This window comes from Pseudoalteromonas sp. CF6-2, from assembly GCF_021729425.1.
In the GTDB taxonomy this organism is placed as follows: Bacteria; Pseudomonadota; Gammaproteobacteria; order Enterobacterales; family Alteromonadaceae; genus Pseudoalteromonas; species Pseudoalteromonas arabiensis.
Genome location: NZ_CP091442.1, coordinates 2,258,007 through 2,275,617, shown reverse-complemented (window position 1 = coordinate 2,275,617; position 17,611 = coordinate 2,258,007). Strand labels below are relative to the sequence as shown.

Here is a 17,611-nt window from a genome sequence, read left to right as displayed (position 1 = left end):
GGAAGCAAAAGGACAATTTAAAAGGGAAGCAAGGACGAATAAGGAAACTGCTAGGATGCAGTACAATCGCGGAGCGGTTGAAAAGGATTGAACAAAGGATTATTTAGCAGGAAGCTAAAGGAGCGTTTGGAAAACGAAGTGGATAGCCATTGATGGCAAGAGGACGGCACTGGGATGTGTTAAATGCGACATGATGTTGCATGGTGGGTGTATCTGGATGTATACCCGTTCAGGGGATAGAAAAAAACGGCAGCTTCGGCAAGAGTAGGGACACTTTATCATGGAAGTAGCAAGATTGGGGCGTGGCTAGTAGCTACGCCTTAGTTCTTTCTGGGCTTTGCATTTTTCGCAATCAAAATTACTGCGTTTAGACGCAGCTTAAATTTTGTGCGGTGGTATCACTACACTCTTAAGCAATTCATTTTCCATGATCAAAACGCCTTGATACACGCTTTGCCCATCACTTGAAAACTCAAAAATAAACTCACTTTTAATACCCGGTTTACCACTTTTTAAAATGCCAAATCGGCGTTTATTGCAAGCAACACTCATCAATTGCACATTTAACTGCTCAATTTGTCTTTGTGCATGAAGGTTAGCTGCTTCGGCTACTTTTCTGTTTAACCAAAAAAAGTAGATTATGCTGCCAATGATGATGAGTGTCCACAAGCCTGCCATTTACGAAAATAACCTTCCAATTGCTCGAGCGAGTGTTTCGCTGCGATTTTCCTGTCTTAATAAACCTAGTAAGTGAGGGCGAATACTCGGAATTGCAACTAAATCGGTGAAAATACTCACAAACAGTTGTTCAATTTCAGTGTGGTGTGCACAGCAATCCATAAATACATGTAAGCGTTCAGGGTCTTCTAATGTGCTAAAGCAACGCCCTGCAATTGTTAATAGTACATCTGACTGGGTGTTCATATCAGAGCGCAATACAGCATCAACAAGTTGCGCTGTTAAACCTTGCGCTGGTGTTTTTGATAAACTTCTAAGAGCTGCCACAAGGGCGATGTCGTCTTTATGCTCTATGGCGTTTAACCCATAGGCTAACAATTGCTCTGCAAATACGGGTTCGATTGCAACATGTTCAAGCATAGCACTGAGCGGCTGTAATACTTCGACAGGTAATTGCCCCCAAGCGGCTTGTAGGTTCGCTAAGTTGTTGTCGTTATCTAAACGCATCGCAAAATCAGCAATGCCCTGTACTGCAACACTTTGCCAATTATCAAACCCCAGTTTGCCTGAAAAATAAAGCTGAGCATATTCGTAGTACTGTGAAGCACTTTGTTTAAGTAAACACTTAACCTGTGCATTAAATGCCGCTAGCTTGTTGGCGTTTGGCGTAAATACATACGGATTGTTATCAAGTTTGCCTTCGGCATTTTCACCGGTAATTTCTGTACCAAGTGCTTCAATTACCATATTTGCGAAATGGTCGCGGCTTGCGCTTACTAGGCGGCTTTGCTCATCGAGTGGGAATTTTAAAAACCATACATAAGGTTCTTTAGACGCTTTTACATCCCAAAATTGAATAGCAAGCCAAGCATGACCAGCAAGCGGGTATGGGTAAGGGATTTTTGTCTCTTCAATGGCGAGAAATTGTTTTTTGTCTAATTTCGTGATGTGTCTGCCAATATCGAAGGCACGCCAAGTGGTACCTGCTGCATCCAGAAGTTGCCCTAAAGTGGCGATCTGCTCAGTCATAAAATCTCAATTACCGTAATTAATCTATATCAGGGGCGAATTATACGCCATACCATGGCGCCTTGGAACAGGGTATACTAAGCACAAAGGTATTAAGAGTTTTACAATGCATCAACAGACTTTGGCGCTGCTGCGCGAATTAGAATCAACATTACAACGCCATTCACTTTGGCAAACAACACCAATTGACCCAAGCGCACTCAATTCTAGAGTACCGTTTTGTCATGACACTATGGCTTTTGAGCAATGGCTGCAATTTGTTTTTCTTGAAAAAATGCATGCCTTAATTACACATGCTCAGCCTTTACCTCGTAATTTTGCAATTGCGCCTATGGCTGAAATGATGCTGGCACAACACAGCGGTGGTAATGATGTGATTAGCGTTTTACAAAAACTCGATCAACTTTTGAGTGATGACTAAGATGCAAGAGATTGATAAGCCACAATTTGATGAGTTAACGATTCTGTACCGCGATGAAAATTACATTGCGATTGATAAACCGTCAGGTTTATTGGTTCACCGTTCGTTTTTAGACAAACACGAAACTCAATTTGCGATGCAAATGCTGCGTGACCAAATTGGTCAACACGTATTTCCTGTACATCGGTTAGATAGACCAACGTCAGGTGTGTTACTGTTTGCGTTAAGTTCAGAAGCAGCCCGTGACATGAATCAGTTATTTATTGATGGGCAAATTGAAAAACGTTATTTAGCGTTAGTAAGGGGCTTTTTAAACGAATCAATCTTCTTAGATAAACCTTTAAAAGAAGAGCTTGATAAAATTGCCGATAAGTTTGCAGATCAAGATAAAGCGCCGCAAGAAGCACAAACGCAATTTCATTGCCTGCACCAAGCAAGCTTGCCTATTCCAATTGGTAAGTACCCAACAGTTCGTTACTCGCTGGTGGAGTGTTTTCCAAAAACTGGCCGCAAACATCAAATTCGTCGTCATTTAAAACATTTATCATTGCCAATTATTGGCGATGTAAATCATGGTGATAATCAGCATAATCAATTTTTTAGAGAACATTTTCAGCTTCGTCGTTTAATGTTATTTGCCTCTGAATTAAAGTTTGTGCACCCTTATAGCAAGCAACCAATAACAATTAAAGCGCCATTAGGCGATGCAATGTTAACGATTTGCCAGCAACTTGGCTGGCCAACAGAAGAAAAGGATTATTATGGCAACCATTAGTATTTTTGTCGGCAGTGTTTACGGCGGTGCCGAGCGCTTAAGCGAACAAGTTATTGAAATCATTGAAAAGTCAGAGCATCAAGCGCAATTAGTTGAAAATGGCACGGTTGATGACATGCTGGCAGCGTCACATATTTTAGTGATCACATCAACGACGGGTCAGGGTGATATTCCTGGTAACTTAGTCGCTTTATACAGCCAACTGAATGAGCAATTCCCACTGTTAACAGGCAAGCAATACGGCATTATTGCTATGGGTGACCGTAGCTATGGCGATACGTTTTGTGGCGCAGGTCGCAGTTTTGATGAGCTGTTTCGTGATTTACAGGCAAAACCTGTTGGTCATCGTTTAGAAATTGATGCATGTGAAGATTTTGAACCTTGGCCTGTTACTGAGCCATGGTTAAATGAGTGGCTGACAAAAATTAGTTAGTGCCTCTTATTAGCGAGTGTCTCTTATAAGTGCTGATTGAATGAGCAATTGGCACTTTCCCCTTGGTTTTTCGAGTACAGAATCTGCGACCTTGGTGATATACTAGCGCATCATTTTATGAGGCTGTTATGATTTCAAAAAACCAACTGAAACTAATTCGTGCATTAGGTCAAAAGAAATACCGTAAGCAATATAACCAGTACCTTGTTCAAGGCGAAAAAAATGTACTTGAATTACTAAACAGTGGTTTAAGTATTGCTCATATTTTTGCGACTCCTGCATTTATAACAGCGCACCAATCTGCGCTTGCAGCCCATCAAGTCATTGAAGCAGACGAAGACAGCCTAACTAAAGCCAGTACGCTCGTTAGTAACAACGCAGCAATTGCTGTTGTAGATATGCCAAGTCAGCAAGCATTACCTACATCGGGGCTTATTCTAGCCCTTGATGGCGTGTCGGATCCGGGTAATTTGGGCACGATTATTCGTGTTGCTGATTGGTATGGTATTAAGCATATTGTTACCAGCACAGACAGTGCGGATGCTTATAACCCGAAAACTATCAGCGCAACCATGGGTTCATTTGCTCGTGTGAGTGTCTCTCAAACTGACTTAACTAATTACTTACCTAGCTTAAACCTTCCTGTGTATGGTGCATTTTTAGAAGGTGAAAACATTCACAAAACCGCTCTCAAGCAAGATGCCGTATTACTAATGGGCAGTGAATCGCATGGTATACGTACTGATTGCGAAAGCTTAGTTACTGATAAAATCACTATTCCGGCTTATGGCCAAGCAGAATCGCTTAATGTAGCGATGGCAACGGGTATAATTTTAGATAATTTTAAGCGCCACGCTTAACCTTTTACCCTAAAATGGGTTAAATTGAAGAATAACAATAAAAATCGGTAAAACAATTAGATGCGTTTAAGCACCATAAAATTAGCGGGTTTCAAATCGTTTGTTGAACCCACTAAAATCCCATTCCCTGATCAGATGACATGTGTTGTCGGCCCGAACGGCTGTGGCAAATCAAATGTCATTGATGCAGTGCGTTGGGTGCTAGGTGAAAGCTCAGCTAAAAACTTACGTGGCGATGCCATGACCGATGTTATTTTTAACGGCTCAACTAATCGAAAACCTATTTCACAAGCCTCTGTTGAGTTAGTGTTTGATAACACCAGTGGCCATTTACCGAATACCTTTGCTGATCGAAACCAAGTGGCGATTAAGCGCTTAGTGACCCGAGATGGTCAGTCAATTTATTTTCTAAATGGCAGTAAATGCCGTAAGCGTGATATTACCGATATCTTTTTAGGCACAGGTCTTGGCCCGCGCAGCTATGCAATTATTGAGCAGGGCATGATCTCGCGTTTAATTGAGAGTAAACCGGCGGATTTACGTGTTTTTTTAGAAGAAGCCGCGGGGGTTTCGAAATACAAAGAGCGTCGTCGTGAAACACAAACCCGCATTAAAAGCACCCGCGAAAACCTTGAGCGTTTGCTTGATGTAAGGCAAGAGTTGCAAACACAGCTCGATAAGCTTGCAGTGCAATCAGTCGATGCAAAAAAATACCGAGAATTAAAAGCCACTGAGCGCACCTTAAAAGGGCAAATTGCGGTTTTAAAGTGGCAGAAGTTACACCAACAACAAATCGATAAAGCTGAGCAAATCAACAAACTTAAAGAGCAAATTCAGTTCTTTAGAGAAGCGCATTCTGGCCATGATGATGTTTTAGCAAGCCTTGAAAATCAGGTGCAACTTGAGCAGCAAAAACTGCAAGACGCTCAGCAGGCTCAGCATCAGACTCATACTGAGTTAACCCGCAAAGAGCAGCAACAGATCAGTTTAAAGCAGCAACAGCAAACACTTAGCCAAAACCTTATCAAACAGCAACAATTGCAGTTACAAAATAAAGAGCTGCAAGAAGAGCAACACGCTTCTGCCGCCATTTTACAAGAGCAGCTACAAGAAGCGATTGAGCAAAGTTTGTTGTACGCTGAGCAAGTTACAGAGGTTGAAGAACAAGTCGCTTTTAGGCAGCAACAAACACAAAGTGCTAATGAGCAATATCAAAGCACCTTACAGAAAAACCAAGCTCATAGCAGTGATATTACTATCGCCAAGAGTCAACAGGCTCACTTTGCGCAGACTGTTGCGCAACTTGAATCTCAACAAGCACAACTCACTGCTGAAATTAGTGAGCTTGAAGCCACCCCAGTTGCAGCGCAAATTGCTGAGCAACAACAGCAAATTCAAACACTGACGAAGGAGCTTGCGCAGCAACAAAGTGCGCTAAATAAGCTCACTCAAAATCTAGAACACGCGGATAAAGAGCAACAGCACTTAGAGCAGGATTTAAAGCGGGTTCAACAGCACAGTAATGAAAATAGAGCCAGCATTGCGGCACTTAATTCTTTGTTATCAGAGCAAACCAACAGCGAGAGTGTCTCTTTATTAGCACAGTTAAAAGTGGCTTCTGGCTTTGAGCCGCTAGTTGAGCAAGCCCTACTTGGCCTTGAGCACTTAAAGGTTAGTCAGCATAAAGAGCCTAACAGTGTTTGGCCTGTAACTAATAGTGCTGAGTTACCAAAAGAGTCATTAGCAAATTACATCGAATCGGGTGCTTTCCCTGATTTATTAGCACGGTTTGCATTTCAGTCCCGTTTTGATGACGCTATTTTATCGGATCCATATTGGCTGGCAGTGATTGATGAACAAGGCTGTATGCATGGTCGTAACTTTCATACTGATGCCAATAAAGACGCTGACAATTCTTTGCTTTTAAAGCATGCTCAGCTCAGTGATGCACAGCAGTTAGATGAAGAGCTCAACGAGCAATTAGAAACTAAGCAGCAATTGCTAAATGAGCATTTGGAACGTAAGAAAACACTTATCGCCGACAAAGAGCAATACAGAGAACGAATTCACCAAGCGGCTCAGCAGATTGCATCGGCCAGTACTCGACGAGATATGTTGCTAGAGCAGCAAACGCAGTGGCAAAACCAGCTTGTTAAGTTACAACAGCGTCAAACGTTACTGGCTGAGCAAAAGCAAAATGCCGACGAACAGCAACAAACTCAGCAGTGTTTACTTGAACAATTGTTAGAGCAGCAATTAGAACTTGAAACTGAGTTAGAGCAAGCAAAACACCAACAAGCTGAGGCAAATAACAACTATCGCCAAGTGGCTTCTCTGTTAGAGCAATATAAAACGCAGGCACATCAAGCAAATTTGGCCGAACAAAAAGCTCGCAGTGAGTGTCAACTGAGTGAAACTAAATTACAACACGCTAATGCAGCGCAAAATGCTGCCAGTGAAGCCGTATTAGAACTCAACGAGCAGCTAGAAGAGTTAGTGATACCGCTTGAAGAGGTAGCAGAACAAATTATGCTATTGCTTGAAAAGCATCAACAAAGTGACGTTGAGCTGAAAAACTTGCAAGCGGCATTGAGTCAAGCTAAAAAGGAGCTTGCTGATAAGCAAACAGCGCTGAAATCATCGCAATCTGAGTTGGTGACGTTACAAGAGCAGCTGCAAGCATTGGCACTGGATGAACAAAGTTTAATCGTTAAAGCGCAGGCGGCTTTAGAGCCACTTGAAGAACTGCAACAAAATTTAAAAACAGTACTTGAAGAACTGCCTGACAATGCCAATTTAAATAGCATGCAAACTTTGCTTACAAAAACCACGCAAGCGTTAAATGAGCTTGGCGCGGTGAACTTAGCGGCAATTGATGAGTTTGAGCAGGCTAAACAGCGCAGCGATTATTTAAATCAGCAACTTGATGATTTAACGCAAGCATTAAATACCCTTGAAGGGGCGATTCAAAAAATCGACCGAGAAACAAAAAATCGTTTCAAGGCGACCTTTGAACAAGTAAATACAGACTTTGGGGAGTTGTTCCCGAAAGTGTTTGGTGGCGGTAGTGCTTACCTTGAATTGACCAGTGATGATCTACTTGAAAGTGGGGTAAGCATCATGGCAAGGCCTCCAGGCAAGAAAAATTCGACAATTCACCTGCTTAGTGGTGGAGAAAAAGCGCTGACCGCATTATCATTGGTGTTTTCAATATTCAGGCTCAATCCAGCTCCATTCTGTATGCTAGATGAAGTGGATGCGCCATTGGATGATGCGAACGTGGGTCGTTTTTGCCGTTTGGTAGAAGAGATGTCACAATCGGTGCAATTTATTTATATCAGTCATAATAAGATTGCCATGGAAATGGCAGGTAGATTGACGGGTGTAACTATGGCTGAACCCGGTGTTTCGCGGATGGTTGCTGTAGATATTGAACAAGCAGTGCAAATGGCACATGCATAAATTTAGTTAGGCAGATCAAATAATAAAGGTGAGGGGATGGCCGAAGAATTAAGATGGGCTTTAATCGTAATCAGTGTGTTTGTGATTGGTGGTTTATTAATACACGGACTTTGGTCTGTACGGAAAAAAGACAATCCAGAGGTTACGCAACAAGATCGGGTAGAACCTAACGAAACGACGCAAAGTGTAGCGGATAAACCTGAGCCTGTTGTGCAAGAACGCGATGAACCTGAATTTGGTGATTTAAGCTTTAGTGCTGAGACTGAGTCACGCGAACTTGAGCCTGAAATGGAGCAGCAACCAGTCGTAGAAGAGCAGCCATTAGAGGCTGAATCCGTTACTGATGAGCCGCAGCAAGAAGTGCAACCAACAGACTTTATTATTGTTCACTTGCAAATGCCTGAAGGTTTATCGATGGAAGGCAGCCAATTGCTACCTGCTGTTAATATGCTTGGCTTCAAATATTCAGAAGAAGGCTTCTTTAATCGTCACTTAGACCCTGCGGGTACGGGGCCTGTGTTGTTCCGATTAGTGAATATGTATAACCCTGGTACATTCGATATTGATAATATGGAACAATTTAGTACCGCAGGGGTAAGTTTATTTATGACCTTACCTTGTGAAGGGGACGGCTTGAGTGCCTTTAATATGTTACACAGTGCGGCAAAGAAACTTGCCGATGAATTTGGTGCAACTATTTTAAATAGCAACCGTGAAGAAATGACGGTTGACAGTGTGAGGGAATATGTTGAGAAAGTAAGAAGCTTTTCAGCATAATAGTCGTTGCACATTTATTGTATTTTAGGCCACTTGGCGATGACTCGTTTAAGTGGCTTTTTTATGTAGATTTTTGAGGTTTTCATGTCCAGCCCTATCTTTGAGCAAATTACTCAATTACGTGCCCAGTTAGAAGAGCATAACCATAATTACTATGTGCTGGATGCACCCAGTATTCCTGATGCAGAATACGACCGTTTGATGCGAGAGCTAAGTGCGCTTGAGCAAGCGAATCCAGAATTTCAAAGTCCTGATTCACCTACTCAGAAGGTGGGTGGTACAGCACTTGATAAATTTGAGCAAGTAACGCACCGAGTACCTATGTTGTCACTTGATAACGCGTTTTCTGAAGAAGAATTTGCAGCCTTTAATCGCCGAATTAAAGAACGTGTTATGAATCATAATGAGCTGACATTTTGTTGTGAGCCAAAACTTGATGGTTTAGCCGTATCAATTATTTATCGCAATGGCGTGCTTGTCCAAGCAGCCACTCGCGGCGATGGCATGGTCGGTGAAAATATTACCCAGAACGTAAAAACGATTCGAAACGTGCCGCTTAAGTTACGTGGTGATGATATTCCTGCAGAGCTTGAGGTTCGCGGTGAAGTATTTATGGATACCGCTGGGTTTATAAAGCTTAATACTGAAGCTCAAAAGCGTGGTGAAAAAGTATTTGTTAACCCACGTAATGCTGCGGCAGGAAGCTTACGCCAACTAGATTCTAAAGTAACAGCAAAACGCCCATTAATGTTCTATGCCTACAGCACAGGTTTGGTTGCTGATGGTCAGTTACCGGAAGATCATTACCAACAACTTGCTAAGTTGACGGATTGGGGCTTACCACTTTGCCCTGAAACAAAGCTGGTTGAAGGTCAACAGGCCGCGCTCGACTATTATCAAGATATTTTAGTTCGTCGCGAACACTTAAAATACGAAATTGACGGCGTGGTGATCAAAGTAAACGATAAAAAACTACAAGAGCGTTTAGGCTTTGTTGCACGTGCACCACGCTGGGCAATTGCGTTTAAATTTCCTGCCCAAGAAGAAGTAACTAAACTGCTCGATGTTGAGTTTCAAGTAGGCCGTACCGGTGCAATTACCCCAGTTGCTCGTTTGGAGCCCGTTTTTGTCGGCGGCGTCACTGTGTCTAACGCAACCTTACATAACGGTGACGAAATTGCCCGATTGGGCGTTAAAATTGGCGACACCGTGATTATTCGCCGTGCAGGTGATGTTATTCCACAAATAACGCAGGTTGTACTTGAGCGCCGCCCTGACGATGCCAAAGAGATTGAATTTCCAGCTACTTGCCCAATTTGTGATTCGCATGTGGAGCGCATTGAAGGCGAAGCGGTAGCTCGCTGTACGGGGGGTTTAGTTTGCCAAGCGCAGCGTAAGCAAGCAATTAAGCATTTTGCGTCACGTAAAGCGCTTGATGTCGATGGCTTAGGTGACAAAATTGTTGACCAGTTAGTTGACCGTGAACTGATTAAAACGCCTGCTGATTTATTTATCCTTAAGCAGGGTCATTTTGAATCACTTGAGCGTATGGGACCTAAGTCTGCTAAGAATTTAGTCAACGCATTGCAAGACGCTAAGCAAACAACGTTAGCCAAGTTTCTATATTCATTAGGTATTCGCGAAGTGGGTGAGGCGACAGCACAAAACTTAGCAAACCACTTTTTAACCCTAGAAAAAATAACTCAAGCAAGCGTTGATGCATTGACTGAAGTCAGTGATGTTGGTGAGATTGTTGCCAAACATGTACGTGGTTTCTTCAGTGAAGAGCATAACATGGACGTTGTTAATGCGCTTATAGAGCAGGGCATTCATTGGCCTGCACTGAGCGCCCCAAGTGAAGATGCGCAGCCATTAGCAGGGTTGACTTATGTACTAACAGGTACGCTAAGTGAACTTAACCGTAATGACGCAAAAGCGCGTTTACAGGCATTAGGTGCAAAAGTATCGGGAAGTGTTTCAGCAAAAACAGATGCGTTAATTGCTGGTGAGAAAGCCGGTTCTAAACTGACTAAAGCACAAGATTTAGGAATTGATATTTTAACTGAAGCCGACTTAATCGCATTACTAGGTGAACACAATGGATAGCTTTTTACAGGCAATGTCGTCGCTTGCATTAACTCTAGGTCATTGGTTGCAGCCTCACTTATATAATATTTCGTTATTGTTAGTGGTTTGTTTTTTATCTCTCTATGCGGACGATATCATTAAAATAACAAAGCGTTTTGTGGCACGTCGTCACTTCATTATACGTATTCTGTGTTTTGTGTTAGTCACTGGGTTCGGTATGGGGTTATTGGTTGTATTTATTACCCCTTACTTGAGCAAGCTGCTTATGCTGTTGGGTGTAAAATGGTTGGCTTTGACACTCACAGCTGCCTTTTTAGTATTGGGTATTATCGCTGATAGGAAGAATCAACTGTAATGCGTTATGGGCCTGAATATTGGGATAAATACGGAGCATATAGAACGCCTATAGCTTTTCATTTATCTCTATTAGTACTTTTACGCAGTTACTTTATTTGGCTTATGGCGGCGCTGAGTCGCCGCCCTGATTTAGATATTATGTCGTTATTTTTTAACAGTAAGTCTGATTTCTTTTTTTCTATCGGTATTGCCGCCATTGCTTTATTACCTGCTGTTATATTTTGTTTAAGACGACCACAAGACAACCCTGATAGCGCAAAGCGACTGGCGAGCATATGGCGTTTTATGCGTTGGCCATTAATTTTATGTGCAATCATTGATTTAGGCTGGCTTACATATCAAGCAGCGCATAGTCATTATCAATTTTCATTGTTTCTAGCGTGTCAAATGGTAATTGTATTATGGGTGTTGTTGTACTTACTGAAAAGTCGTTACCTCAGCGTATTTTTTAATGATTGGCCTGATCCAATTATTAAAAAAGGAGAATAAAATGCTTCGTGTTAATAAGCTATTAGCTAAAATTTCAGTGGCAATTGCGCTCGTTTTACTGCTTTTATGGCTTGTCACACCACTGTGGCATAGTGCTGTTTTTTCATCGTTTGTTATTTTTTGGTGTGTGATTACAAGCTCTGCTTTGTACCGAGTTACTCCTTTATTTAAAAACAGAAACCCAGTTGAAGAGTTAATTAAGCGAGATGTTAATCAGCTTGCTTTAATAAGCCTAGCAGGGTTATTTGATTTTAAACGTAAAGCCGAATTTGTGTTAATAGGGCAAATCAAAACAATCAGTGTCGGTGAGGGCAGTATTGTTATCGAAGACATTAATTCACAACGGTTGCATGCGGTACTGAGTGTCTCTAAAGCTGAGATAATTTCACACCTTCATATCATTTTATCAGCGCGTGAACGGCAGAAAATTACAATAACATCTTAAGGCTTGCCGAGCCTTAGCTTTTTGATGTAGTGTCTTGGCATACTTTAAATATTGAGGAGGCCTTATGTTAACTTGGCAAGATATTTTAGCGTTCGCACAAACTGGTAATCCCACTCCGCCGCGCAGAGTCGAAAAGAGCTCCTCTGAGTGGCAGTCACAGTTAGATGAGCATACTTTTTATGTTACGCGTTTAAAAGGAACAGAGCGCCCACATAGCTCCGATTCATGTACTTTATTCGAACCAGGCAAATACGCTTGTGTATGCTGTGGTAATTTGCTGTTTGACGCAGATGAAAAGTTTGACAGTGGCACTGGTTGGCCTTCATTTACGCAACCAAGCAGCATAGAAAGTATTGCCTATATTGCGGATAACAGCCACGCAATGCAACGTATTGAAGCGATTTGTAATGTGTGCGATGCGCATTTAGGTCATGTTTTTCCTGATGGCCCAGCACCGAGCGGTCTGCGTTATTGTATGAATGCTGTTGCCATGAAAAAATGCGACTAATCCAAGTACTGTGCAATAATAAAAATAAGGTGCTCTCGGTATATTGGTTTACTGATTATATAGTCAGTTAGAATATTCGATTGTGCCTTTTCATCTTTTAACGAGGATGCAGTTACTGCGATAATTGGAATGTGTTTAAAACGGTCGTCACTTCGAATTAACTGACATGCTTCAAGTCCACCCATTACCGGCATTTTTAAATCCATGATTATCAAGTCCGGTTGCTGTTGTTCTATTTTTTTAAGCGCGTCTTCTCCATTTATCGCGGTATCGATAGTAAAACTCCAACGTGATAAAAATGACTCTAAATAATCTCTGTTGTAGGGGATATCGTCGACAATTAAAATACGCGCAGGATTAAAGTGGTAGCTGGAGAGAGCAGGGTAGTTGCGATGCTCTACCTCAGCCATTGATTCTGCAAGCTCAATATTAGGAATTGATACAATAAATTCACTGCCTTTATCTTTTTCGCTTAGCACCGATAAATCGCCACCCATTAGTTTAATAAAACGCAGTGAAATTGCTAATCCAAGGCCTGTTCCGCCGAACTCTGAACTGCGCTGCCCCTGCACTTGTTCAAAGTCATTAAAGATTAAATCTTGCTGATCTTTAGGAATACCTTTACCCGTGTCTTTAACATGAATAGCAATATCTATATGACTTTCATCATCATGAGGCTTAAAATCGAAATACACATCTACACGCCCTTGTGAGGTAAACTTTATTGCATTACTGATTAAGTTTGTCAGTACTTGGCGTACTTTATTGCTATCAAGTAATACCGGTGTTTTGAAGCCCGGGTGAGCTGTCACTTTGAAGTCGAGATCTTTTTGGGCACTTAATTGCAAAAACATCATGTTTAATTCATGACAGATAGTCGGGATCTCGACGCGATCTATATCAAGTTGCATTTTTCCAGCATCAATTTTTGACAAATCAAGAATATCATTAAGTACATTGAGTAATGAACTACCTGAAATTGATATTGCTTCTAGGTAGCGACGTTTATTTTTGTCTGTTTCGCTATCTTGCAGTAACTGGCTAAACCCAAGCACCGCGTTGAGTGGTGTTCTTAACTCATGTGACATGTTTGCTAAAAAGCGACTTTTGGCTTGATTAGATTGTTCAGCTTGCTCCTTCGCATCAATATACTCTTGTGTGCGCTTAGCTATGGTTTCTTCTAATTGACTATGTTGTTCATGCATGCTGTTGATTTGCTGTCTTACCGCTGCTCGCATCATCTTAAAGCCACTTGCGAGGGTACCAATTTCATCTTGGCTTTTAATATTGATAGGGCAGTTTAAATCACCTGTGGTTACAGCATGAGAAAACTCTACAAGTTGTTCTACAGGTTGTAAGATAATTCGCCTGATGATGATATAGGCAATGATCATTGCGGCGAGTAGGTAAATTGCAAATAAAGAGATTGCGTTACTAATGATTGATTTTGTTTTTAGAGCCAAGTCTTTGTCTGAAAAAGTCACAATAACGTAACCTATATTTTCACCTTGATGGTTATCAATGGGGACTGCGACGGCATATTGTTGATCTAAAGACGCAATGGTATTTTGATTTGGATTAAGTTGCTTAAGTATTATTTGGTTTGTTTCTAGCGTATCAATTTTAGATGTGTCAGGATGCGCTGCAATAAAGTTATTCTGATCAATAAAATATATAGTTTCTAGGTCATCGAATGTATTGTTTTTTAAGATGTTCTTTAACGTGATCCCCTGAATTTTTAAAACCCAACTGCCAATGGTGTTATCGGTTGTTAAATTGTCGATTTCTGACAGCATAGGTGAAACGATCGCATCGGCTTTCTCACTCATGTTTAGTAACGTCTGTTCTTTTAATTCAACTACATGCATAGAAGTGCTCACCCCCAAAATTAGGGTGATGGTAAAACCTATAATCATCAAAATTTTATGAGCAATACTGACCCTCATTGTTGAACCGCTCTATTTGACGTTAACTGCTTCATATCGACGTTAATTTTAGTATGGGTGGTTTTTATTGATTCTTTAATATCTGCACCATAAAAGATTTGACTAAATGTATATGAAATGACTTTTCCGATAACCGGAAATTCAACTATGCCTGCTTGTAAGCGATCTGGTGTGGCGTGATCAAATACCCATAGCATAGCGTTATTAAAGCCAGGTTTATTGACAAGAGTGAACAGTTTTTCTTGCCATACTTTTTTTCGCGGAGGTGAGCCGCCAGTACTTAATAATGAAGCGGTTTGTTCACTTGTCGCCCATTGAATGAATAACCACGCAGCTGTTTTATTATTTGAATGAGCATTAATTGTAAACGCCCAAGCCCAAGGAGAGGTTTCTCGTGCAACAGGGCCAGCTGGTAATGGGGCCGCTTCCCATTTATTCCAAATATCGGATTCTTCCGCTGTATCAATTTCATTATAGAAATGTGAGGCTAAAAAAGCGGATGCGAGCTTTCCTTGCTTAAACTGGTTTCGCAACTCATAAAAATGTAAAAGCCGGCTATTGTCTGGTGTGCCATAGCCAGTTACTAAATTGCGATACATCTTTAAGGCATCTTCTGTTTCAGGGCTATCAAACTCAGATTCCCCATGTTCATTAATAACCTGTGCACCGTAAGCGCGCATAATGGGTAAAATAGTCCATGTGTTTAACCCTGCACCAGGCAAGGTGCGAGAGGCAAATGCGTGCATGCCCTTTAATTGCGGGTCAGTATCAATAGCGCGTTGTAATGCTACTTTTGTTTTTAATAGTTCTGCATACGTATCGGGGACTTTAAGATTGAAACGCGTAAATAAGTCTTTTCGATAAAAATAGATTGGCGCAGAAAAATCAAAAGGAAGTGAATACAATGCGCCATTAATGCGACAGAGCGCAAGACTTCGTTCACTAATATCCTCTAATTGATACCAACTTTTATCGGTAATGAGTGGATTTTCTAAATAAGGTGCTAAGGGCTCAATCCAGCCATTACTTTGTGCTTCACCTAAAAAAGTAATTCCCATTGGGTGAACATCATATAAACCAAGTCCTTCACTTAAATCTTGGTGGCGTCTAATACGCATTTGAGATTGTTCAAGTGGGTGAAAGCCGACAGAAATACCAGTTAGCTTCTCGAATAGAGGAATATATGGCTTTAAAGCCATAAAAGCAGGCTGCTCATCAGCTAATATATTTATATGGCTACCAGCTTCACTTTGCCAATTGATCTTTGCTTGTTGCCAGTGTTGCAGCTCTGATGAGGCACTCGTATTAATACCGCCCAGTAAAATGATTAAAAAAAGAAAGTGTTTTAAATACGTTTTCAAAAGAAGCCCCAGTAAATCAGTTTTTAATCAGTAAGCTGTAGGTTCATTTTTGCTGCACGGGCTTTTATTTTTTCAAAACGCGCGGCTTGCTCATCTTCAAGCGTGTGCTTACTCAACAAGCGGTAGCATTTTTTGGCAAGTACAAGGTTGAAGGATTGACCTTGTCCATTGTTATCAAATAAACACTGTAATAGATTTAGCGCAATGCTGGCATTTTTAGGCATGACTCTAAAAGCTTGTGTAAATGCTTCGAGTGCAACATTGAGCTGACCTTTATTAAAATGCGAAACAGCGTGATTGTTTAACTCTTTTGGACCCATTTTGATGTCGCGACGCTCTGTTTGTTGCTGTTGAATATAGCGTACATAAACAGGATCGCTGACAGATGGGTGTCGCTCGCAATGAGTAATTATTTGATTAAAAAGCATTTGCGCTTTGTTATGAAAGCCAAGTTCGTGAAAAGCTTTTGCTTTATCAAGTGCTCCGTCGACAGAGCGAATTTGCGTATCACTTTCATCAAGCTGTTCAATTAGTGCTTTTGCTTTTTGATGTTCATCTTTTAAGTAGTGTAATCGTGCATTTAAAACATCAATTTGAGTTTGGTTATTACTGTTCGGAAACTGCTGTTTTAAATCATTTAAATATTGATTAGTTTGCCTTGAGATACGATTAACTTGATCGCTTTGATCTGTGGTAAGCGCAAAGTCGATGCCTGCGCGTGCGGCATTTAAATAAATATCAGGGTGATCATGAATAGAGTGTTTTGCGTAATTGGCAATGTCTTTTTGTGTTAGGTAATTTTTCTCATAATCATGATTAAGTAAGGAAACGTGACTGAGTGCTTTTTGGCGAGAAATATTACGGGGAGCAATATTAACAGCCTGACTGAAGAAAGCTTGAGCCTCGTCAAATTGGTTTAGTTTAACCTCTAAGCGACCAAGCAAATCAAGTGCGACTAAGCGAGTTTCATTGCGTTGTAACATCGTTTTGAGCATACGCTGAGCGAGAATATGTTCGTTATTCGCGATAAGCGCTTCAACTAAGCCAACTTTAGCCCATGTAAATTTTTGAATATTGAGTACTGACTTGAAGAAAGCTTTTGCATCTTCATTACGCTTTAAGCGGAGTAGGGCATTACCCTTTAACCGTAACAGAATAGCACTATAAGTATTACTCTTATTTTGTAATAGCTCGTCTATGTGCTTAATTGCTTTAGAGTCGTTATCGTCATCAATTAGTTGATACACACGCTGTAAATGGTATTTACGCATGAGTACTTTTTCGATACGGTTTTTGAGTTCATAAATTGTGTATGGTTTAACAAGAAAGTCATCGGGCTGTAGTTCTAATACACTATGAACTAATGAGCCGCTTGTCTCTGCTGAGATAAAAATAAACCCAGTTGAACTTTTAATATAACGTTTTACTTTTAGCTCTTCATAGAGCTGATAACCATCTTGGTGTTTGCTTAAATTAAATGAGCAAACAATTAGATCAAATTGTTCAACTTGGCATTGCTCCTTGGCAGCTATTGCGTGTTCAGCAAAGCGAAGTTGACGAAAACCTAACCCTTCAAGAGATTGTTTCATATAGCTTTGAGCTAGCGGCTGTTCTTCCACTATTAATATTTTAGCTTTCGAAAAAATCTTTGTAGGCATTCGACTTGCGACCGAGTGATATTAAAGGTGACTATAATAAACAGTCTAGCTGCTGACAAGGCAATTTGCAGGTTTAGTATAATTCGGACTGATAATTCATGCTAAATAATGGCTTAATTGAGTATTTAAATTTCAGGTATTGAAAAGCTGTTAAATATTTATATGTGTTAGGTCGTACTGGACTTTAACTATCGAGCCTGTGTTTTGTAAAAAATGGCGATGCTTTTTTAATTTAGAAACAAAACAAGGAAGTATTAAATGAAGTGTTATATGTGGTGGGTCGTACTGGACTTGAACTATCGAGCCTGTGTTTTGTAAAGAGTG

Annotated in this window: 16 protein-coding genes; 11 read left to right on the top strand and 5 right to left on the bottom strand. The window is 40.9% G+C overall.

Annotated features, from left to right (window positions below):
- Positions 1-378 precede the first annotated feature (378 nt).
- Positions 379-678, bottom strand: a complete 300-nt coding sequence (locus L3Q70_RS10575) for a DUF3301 domain-containing protein (RefSeq protein WP_237114240.1) — start codon at positions 676-678, stop codon at positions 379-381.
- A complete protein-coding gene (locus L3Q70_RS10570; RefSeq protein ID WP_062569954.1) occupies positions 679-1,707 on the bottom strand; it encodes a DUF3549 family protein in 1,029 nt (342 codons plus the stop codon).
- 106 nt (positions 1,708-1,813) lie between these two features.
- Between L3Q70_RS10570 and L3Q70_RS10565 the strand changes: the two genes are divergently transcribed.
- From L3Q70_RS10565 to msrB, 11 genes are all read left to right on the top strand, one after another.
- A complete protein-coding gene (locus L3Q70_RS10565; RefSeq protein WP_237114239.1) occupies positions 1,814-2,128 on the top strand; it encodes a YqcC family protein in 315 nt (104 codons plus the stop codon).
- Between the two features lies 1 nt (position 2,129).
- Positions 2,130-2,903, top strand: a complete 774-nt coding sequence (gene truC / locus L3Q70_RS10560; RefSeq protein ID WP_062569956.1) for a tRNA pseudouridine(65) synthase TruC — start codon at positions 2,130-2,132, stop codon at positions 2,901-2,903.
- Positions 2,890-3,336: a flavodoxin gene (locus L3Q70_RS10555; protein ID WP_237114238.1), complete on the top strand. Its 447-nt coding sequence runs from the start codon at positions 2,890-2,892 to the stop codon at positions 3,334-3,336. Before truC ends, L3Q70_RS10555 begins: the two co-directional genes overlap by 14 nt.
- A 128-nt stretch (positions 3,337-3,464) precedes the next feature.
- Positions 3,465-4,196 carry an RNA methyltransferase gene (locus L3Q70_RS10550; RefSeq protein ID WP_062569958.1) on the top strand — a complete coding sequence of 244 codons (732 nt, stop codon included), beginning with the start codon at positions 3,465-3,467 and terminating at the stop codon, positions 4,194-4,196.
- A 60-nt stretch (positions 4,197-4,256) separates the two neighbouring features.
- On the top strand, positions 4,257-7,658 hold the full coding sequence (locus L3Q70_RS10545; protein ID WP_237114237.1) for an AAA family ATPase: 3,402 nt from the start codon (positions 4,257-4,259) through the stop codon (positions 7,656-7,658).
- A 36-nt stretch (positions 7,659-7,694) separates the two neighbouring features.
- Positions 7,695-8,435: a cell division protein ZipA gene (gene zipA / locus L3Q70_RS10540; protein ID WP_237114236.1), complete on the top strand. Its 741-nt coding sequence runs from the start codon at positions 7,695-7,697 to the stop codon at positions 8,433-8,435.
- A gap of 84 nt (positions 8,436-8,519) precedes the next feature.
- Positions 8,520-10,541: an NAD-dependent DNA ligase LigA gene (gene ligA / locus L3Q70_RS10535; protein ID WP_062569961.1), complete on the top strand. Its 2,022-nt coding sequence runs from the start codon at positions 8,520-8,522 to the stop codon at positions 10,539-10,541.
- Positions 10,534-10,878, top strand: coding sequence for a DUF3392 family protein (locus L3Q70_RS10530; RefSeq protein ID WP_062569962.1), 345 nt, complete (start codon positions 10,534-10,536; stop codon positions 10,876-10,878). The genes ligA and L3Q70_RS10530 overlap by 8 nt, the downstream gene beginning before the upstream one ends.
- Positions 10,878-11,369 (top strand): DUF2919 domain-containing protein, encoded by a 492-nt coding sequence (locus L3Q70_RS10525; protein WP_062569963.1) that lies wholly within the window; start codon positions 10,878-10,880, stop codon positions 11,367-11,369. The genes L3Q70_RS10530 and L3Q70_RS10525 overlap by 1 nt, the downstream gene beginning before the upstream one ends.
- A 1-nt stretch (position 11,370) precedes the next feature.
- Complete coding sequence (locus tag L3Q70_RS10520; protein WP_237114235.1) at positions 11,371-11,814, top strand: hypothetical protein; 444 nt, start codon at positions 11,371-11,373, stop codon at positions 11,812-11,814.
- Positions 11,815-11,878: 64 nt separating this feature from the next.
- On the top strand, positions 11,879-12,322 hold the full coding sequence (gene msrB, locus L3Q70_RS10515) for a peptide-methionine (R)-S-oxide reductase MsrB (protein WP_062569965.1): 444 nt from the start codon (positions 11,879-11,881) through the stop codon (positions 12,320-12,322).
- Here msrB and L3Q70_RS10510 read toward each other — a convergent pair.
- The 3 genes from L3Q70_RS10510 to L3Q70_RS10500 form a co-directional block, all read right to left on the bottom strand.
- Positions 12,319-14,190: an ATP-binding protein gene (locus L3Q70_RS10510; RefSeq protein WP_167346347.1), complete on the bottom strand. Its 1,872-nt coding sequence runs from the start codon at positions 14,188-14,190 to the stop codon at positions 12,319-12,321. The genes msrB and L3Q70_RS10510 overlap by 4 nt on opposite strands.
- A gap of 74 nt (positions 14,191-14,264) precedes the next feature.
- Complete coding sequence (locus tag L3Q70_RS10505) at positions 14,265-15,629, bottom strand: sugar ABC transporter substrate-binding protein (protein WP_193987521.1); 1,365 nt, start codon at positions 15,627-15,629, stop codon at positions 14,265-14,267.
- Between the two features lie 23 nt (positions 15,630-15,652).
- Complete coding sequence (locus L3Q70_RS10500; protein ID WP_062569968.1) at positions 15,653-17,287, bottom strand: tetratricopeptide repeat-containing response regulator; 1,635 nt, start codon at positions 17,285-17,287, stop codon at positions 15,653-15,655.
- Between the last annotated feature and the right edge of the window lie 324 nt (positions 17,288-17,611).

What these genes read in the sequence shown, in the direction of transcription:
- L3Q70_RS10525 (WP_062569963.1), top strand. Translation starts at nt 10,878, where the DNA reads ATGCGTTATGGGCCTGAATATTGGGATAAATACGGAGCATATAGAACG.
- zipA (WP_237114236.1), top strand. Translation starts at nt 7,695, where the DNA reads ATGGCCGAAGAATTAAGATGGGCTTTAATCGTAATCAGTGTGTTTGTG.
- L3Q70_RS10500 (WP_062569968.1), bottom strand. Translation starts at nt 17,287, where the DNA reads ATGCCTACAAAGATTTTTTCGAAAGCTAAAATATTAATAGTGGAAGAA.
- L3Q70_RS10530 (WP_062569962.1), top strand. Translation starts at nt 10,534, where the DNA reads ATGGATAGCTTTTTACAGGCAATGTCGTCGCTTGCATTAACTCTAGGT.
- L3Q70_RS10510 (WP_167346347.1), bottom strand. Translation starts at nt 14,190, where the DNA reads ATGCATGTAGTTGAATTAAAAGAACAGACGTTACTAAACATGAGTGAG.
- L3Q70_RS10545 (WP_237114237.1), top strand. Translation starts at nt 4,257, where the DNA reads ATGCGTTTAAGCACCATAAAATTAGCGGGTTTCAAATCGTTTGTTGAA.
- L3Q70_RS10570 (WP_062569954.1), bottom strand. Translation starts at nt 1,707, where the DNA reads ATGACTGAGCAGATCGCCACTTTAGGGCAACTTCTGGATGCAGCAGGT.
- L3Q70_RS10520 (WP_237114235.1), top strand. Translation starts at nt 11,371, where the DNA reads ATGCTTCGTGTTAATAAGCTATTAGCTAAAATTTCAGTGGCAATTGCG.
- L3Q70_RS10555 (WP_237114238.1), top strand. Translation starts at nt 2,890, where the DNA reads ATGGCAACCATTAGTATTTTTGTCGGCAGTGTTTACGGCGGTGCCGAG.
- ligA (WP_062569961.1), top strand. Translation starts at nt 8,520, where the DNA reads ATGTCCAGCCCTATCTTTGAGCAAATTACTCAATTACGTGCCCAGTTA.
- L3Q70_RS10575 (WP_237114240.1), bottom strand. Translation starts at nt 678, where the DNA reads ATGGCAGGCTTGTGGACACTCATCATCATTGGCAGCATAATCTACTTT.
- L3Q70_RS10565 (WP_237114239.1), top strand. Translation starts at nt 1,814, where the DNA reads ATGCATCAACAGACTTTGGCGCTGCTGCGCGAATTAGAATCAACATTA.
- truC (WP_062569956.1), top strand. Translation starts at nt 2,130, where the DNA reads ATGCAAGAGATTGATAAGCCACAATTTGATGAGTTAACGATTCTGTAC.
- msrB (WP_062569965.1), top strand. Translation starts at nt 11,879, where the DNA reads ATGTTAACTTGGCAAGATATTTTAGCGTTCGCACAAACTGGTAATCCC.
- L3Q70_RS10550 (WP_062569958.1), top strand. Translation starts at nt 3,465, where the DNA reads ATGATTTCAAAAAACCAACTGAAACTAATTCGTGCATTAGGTCAAAAG.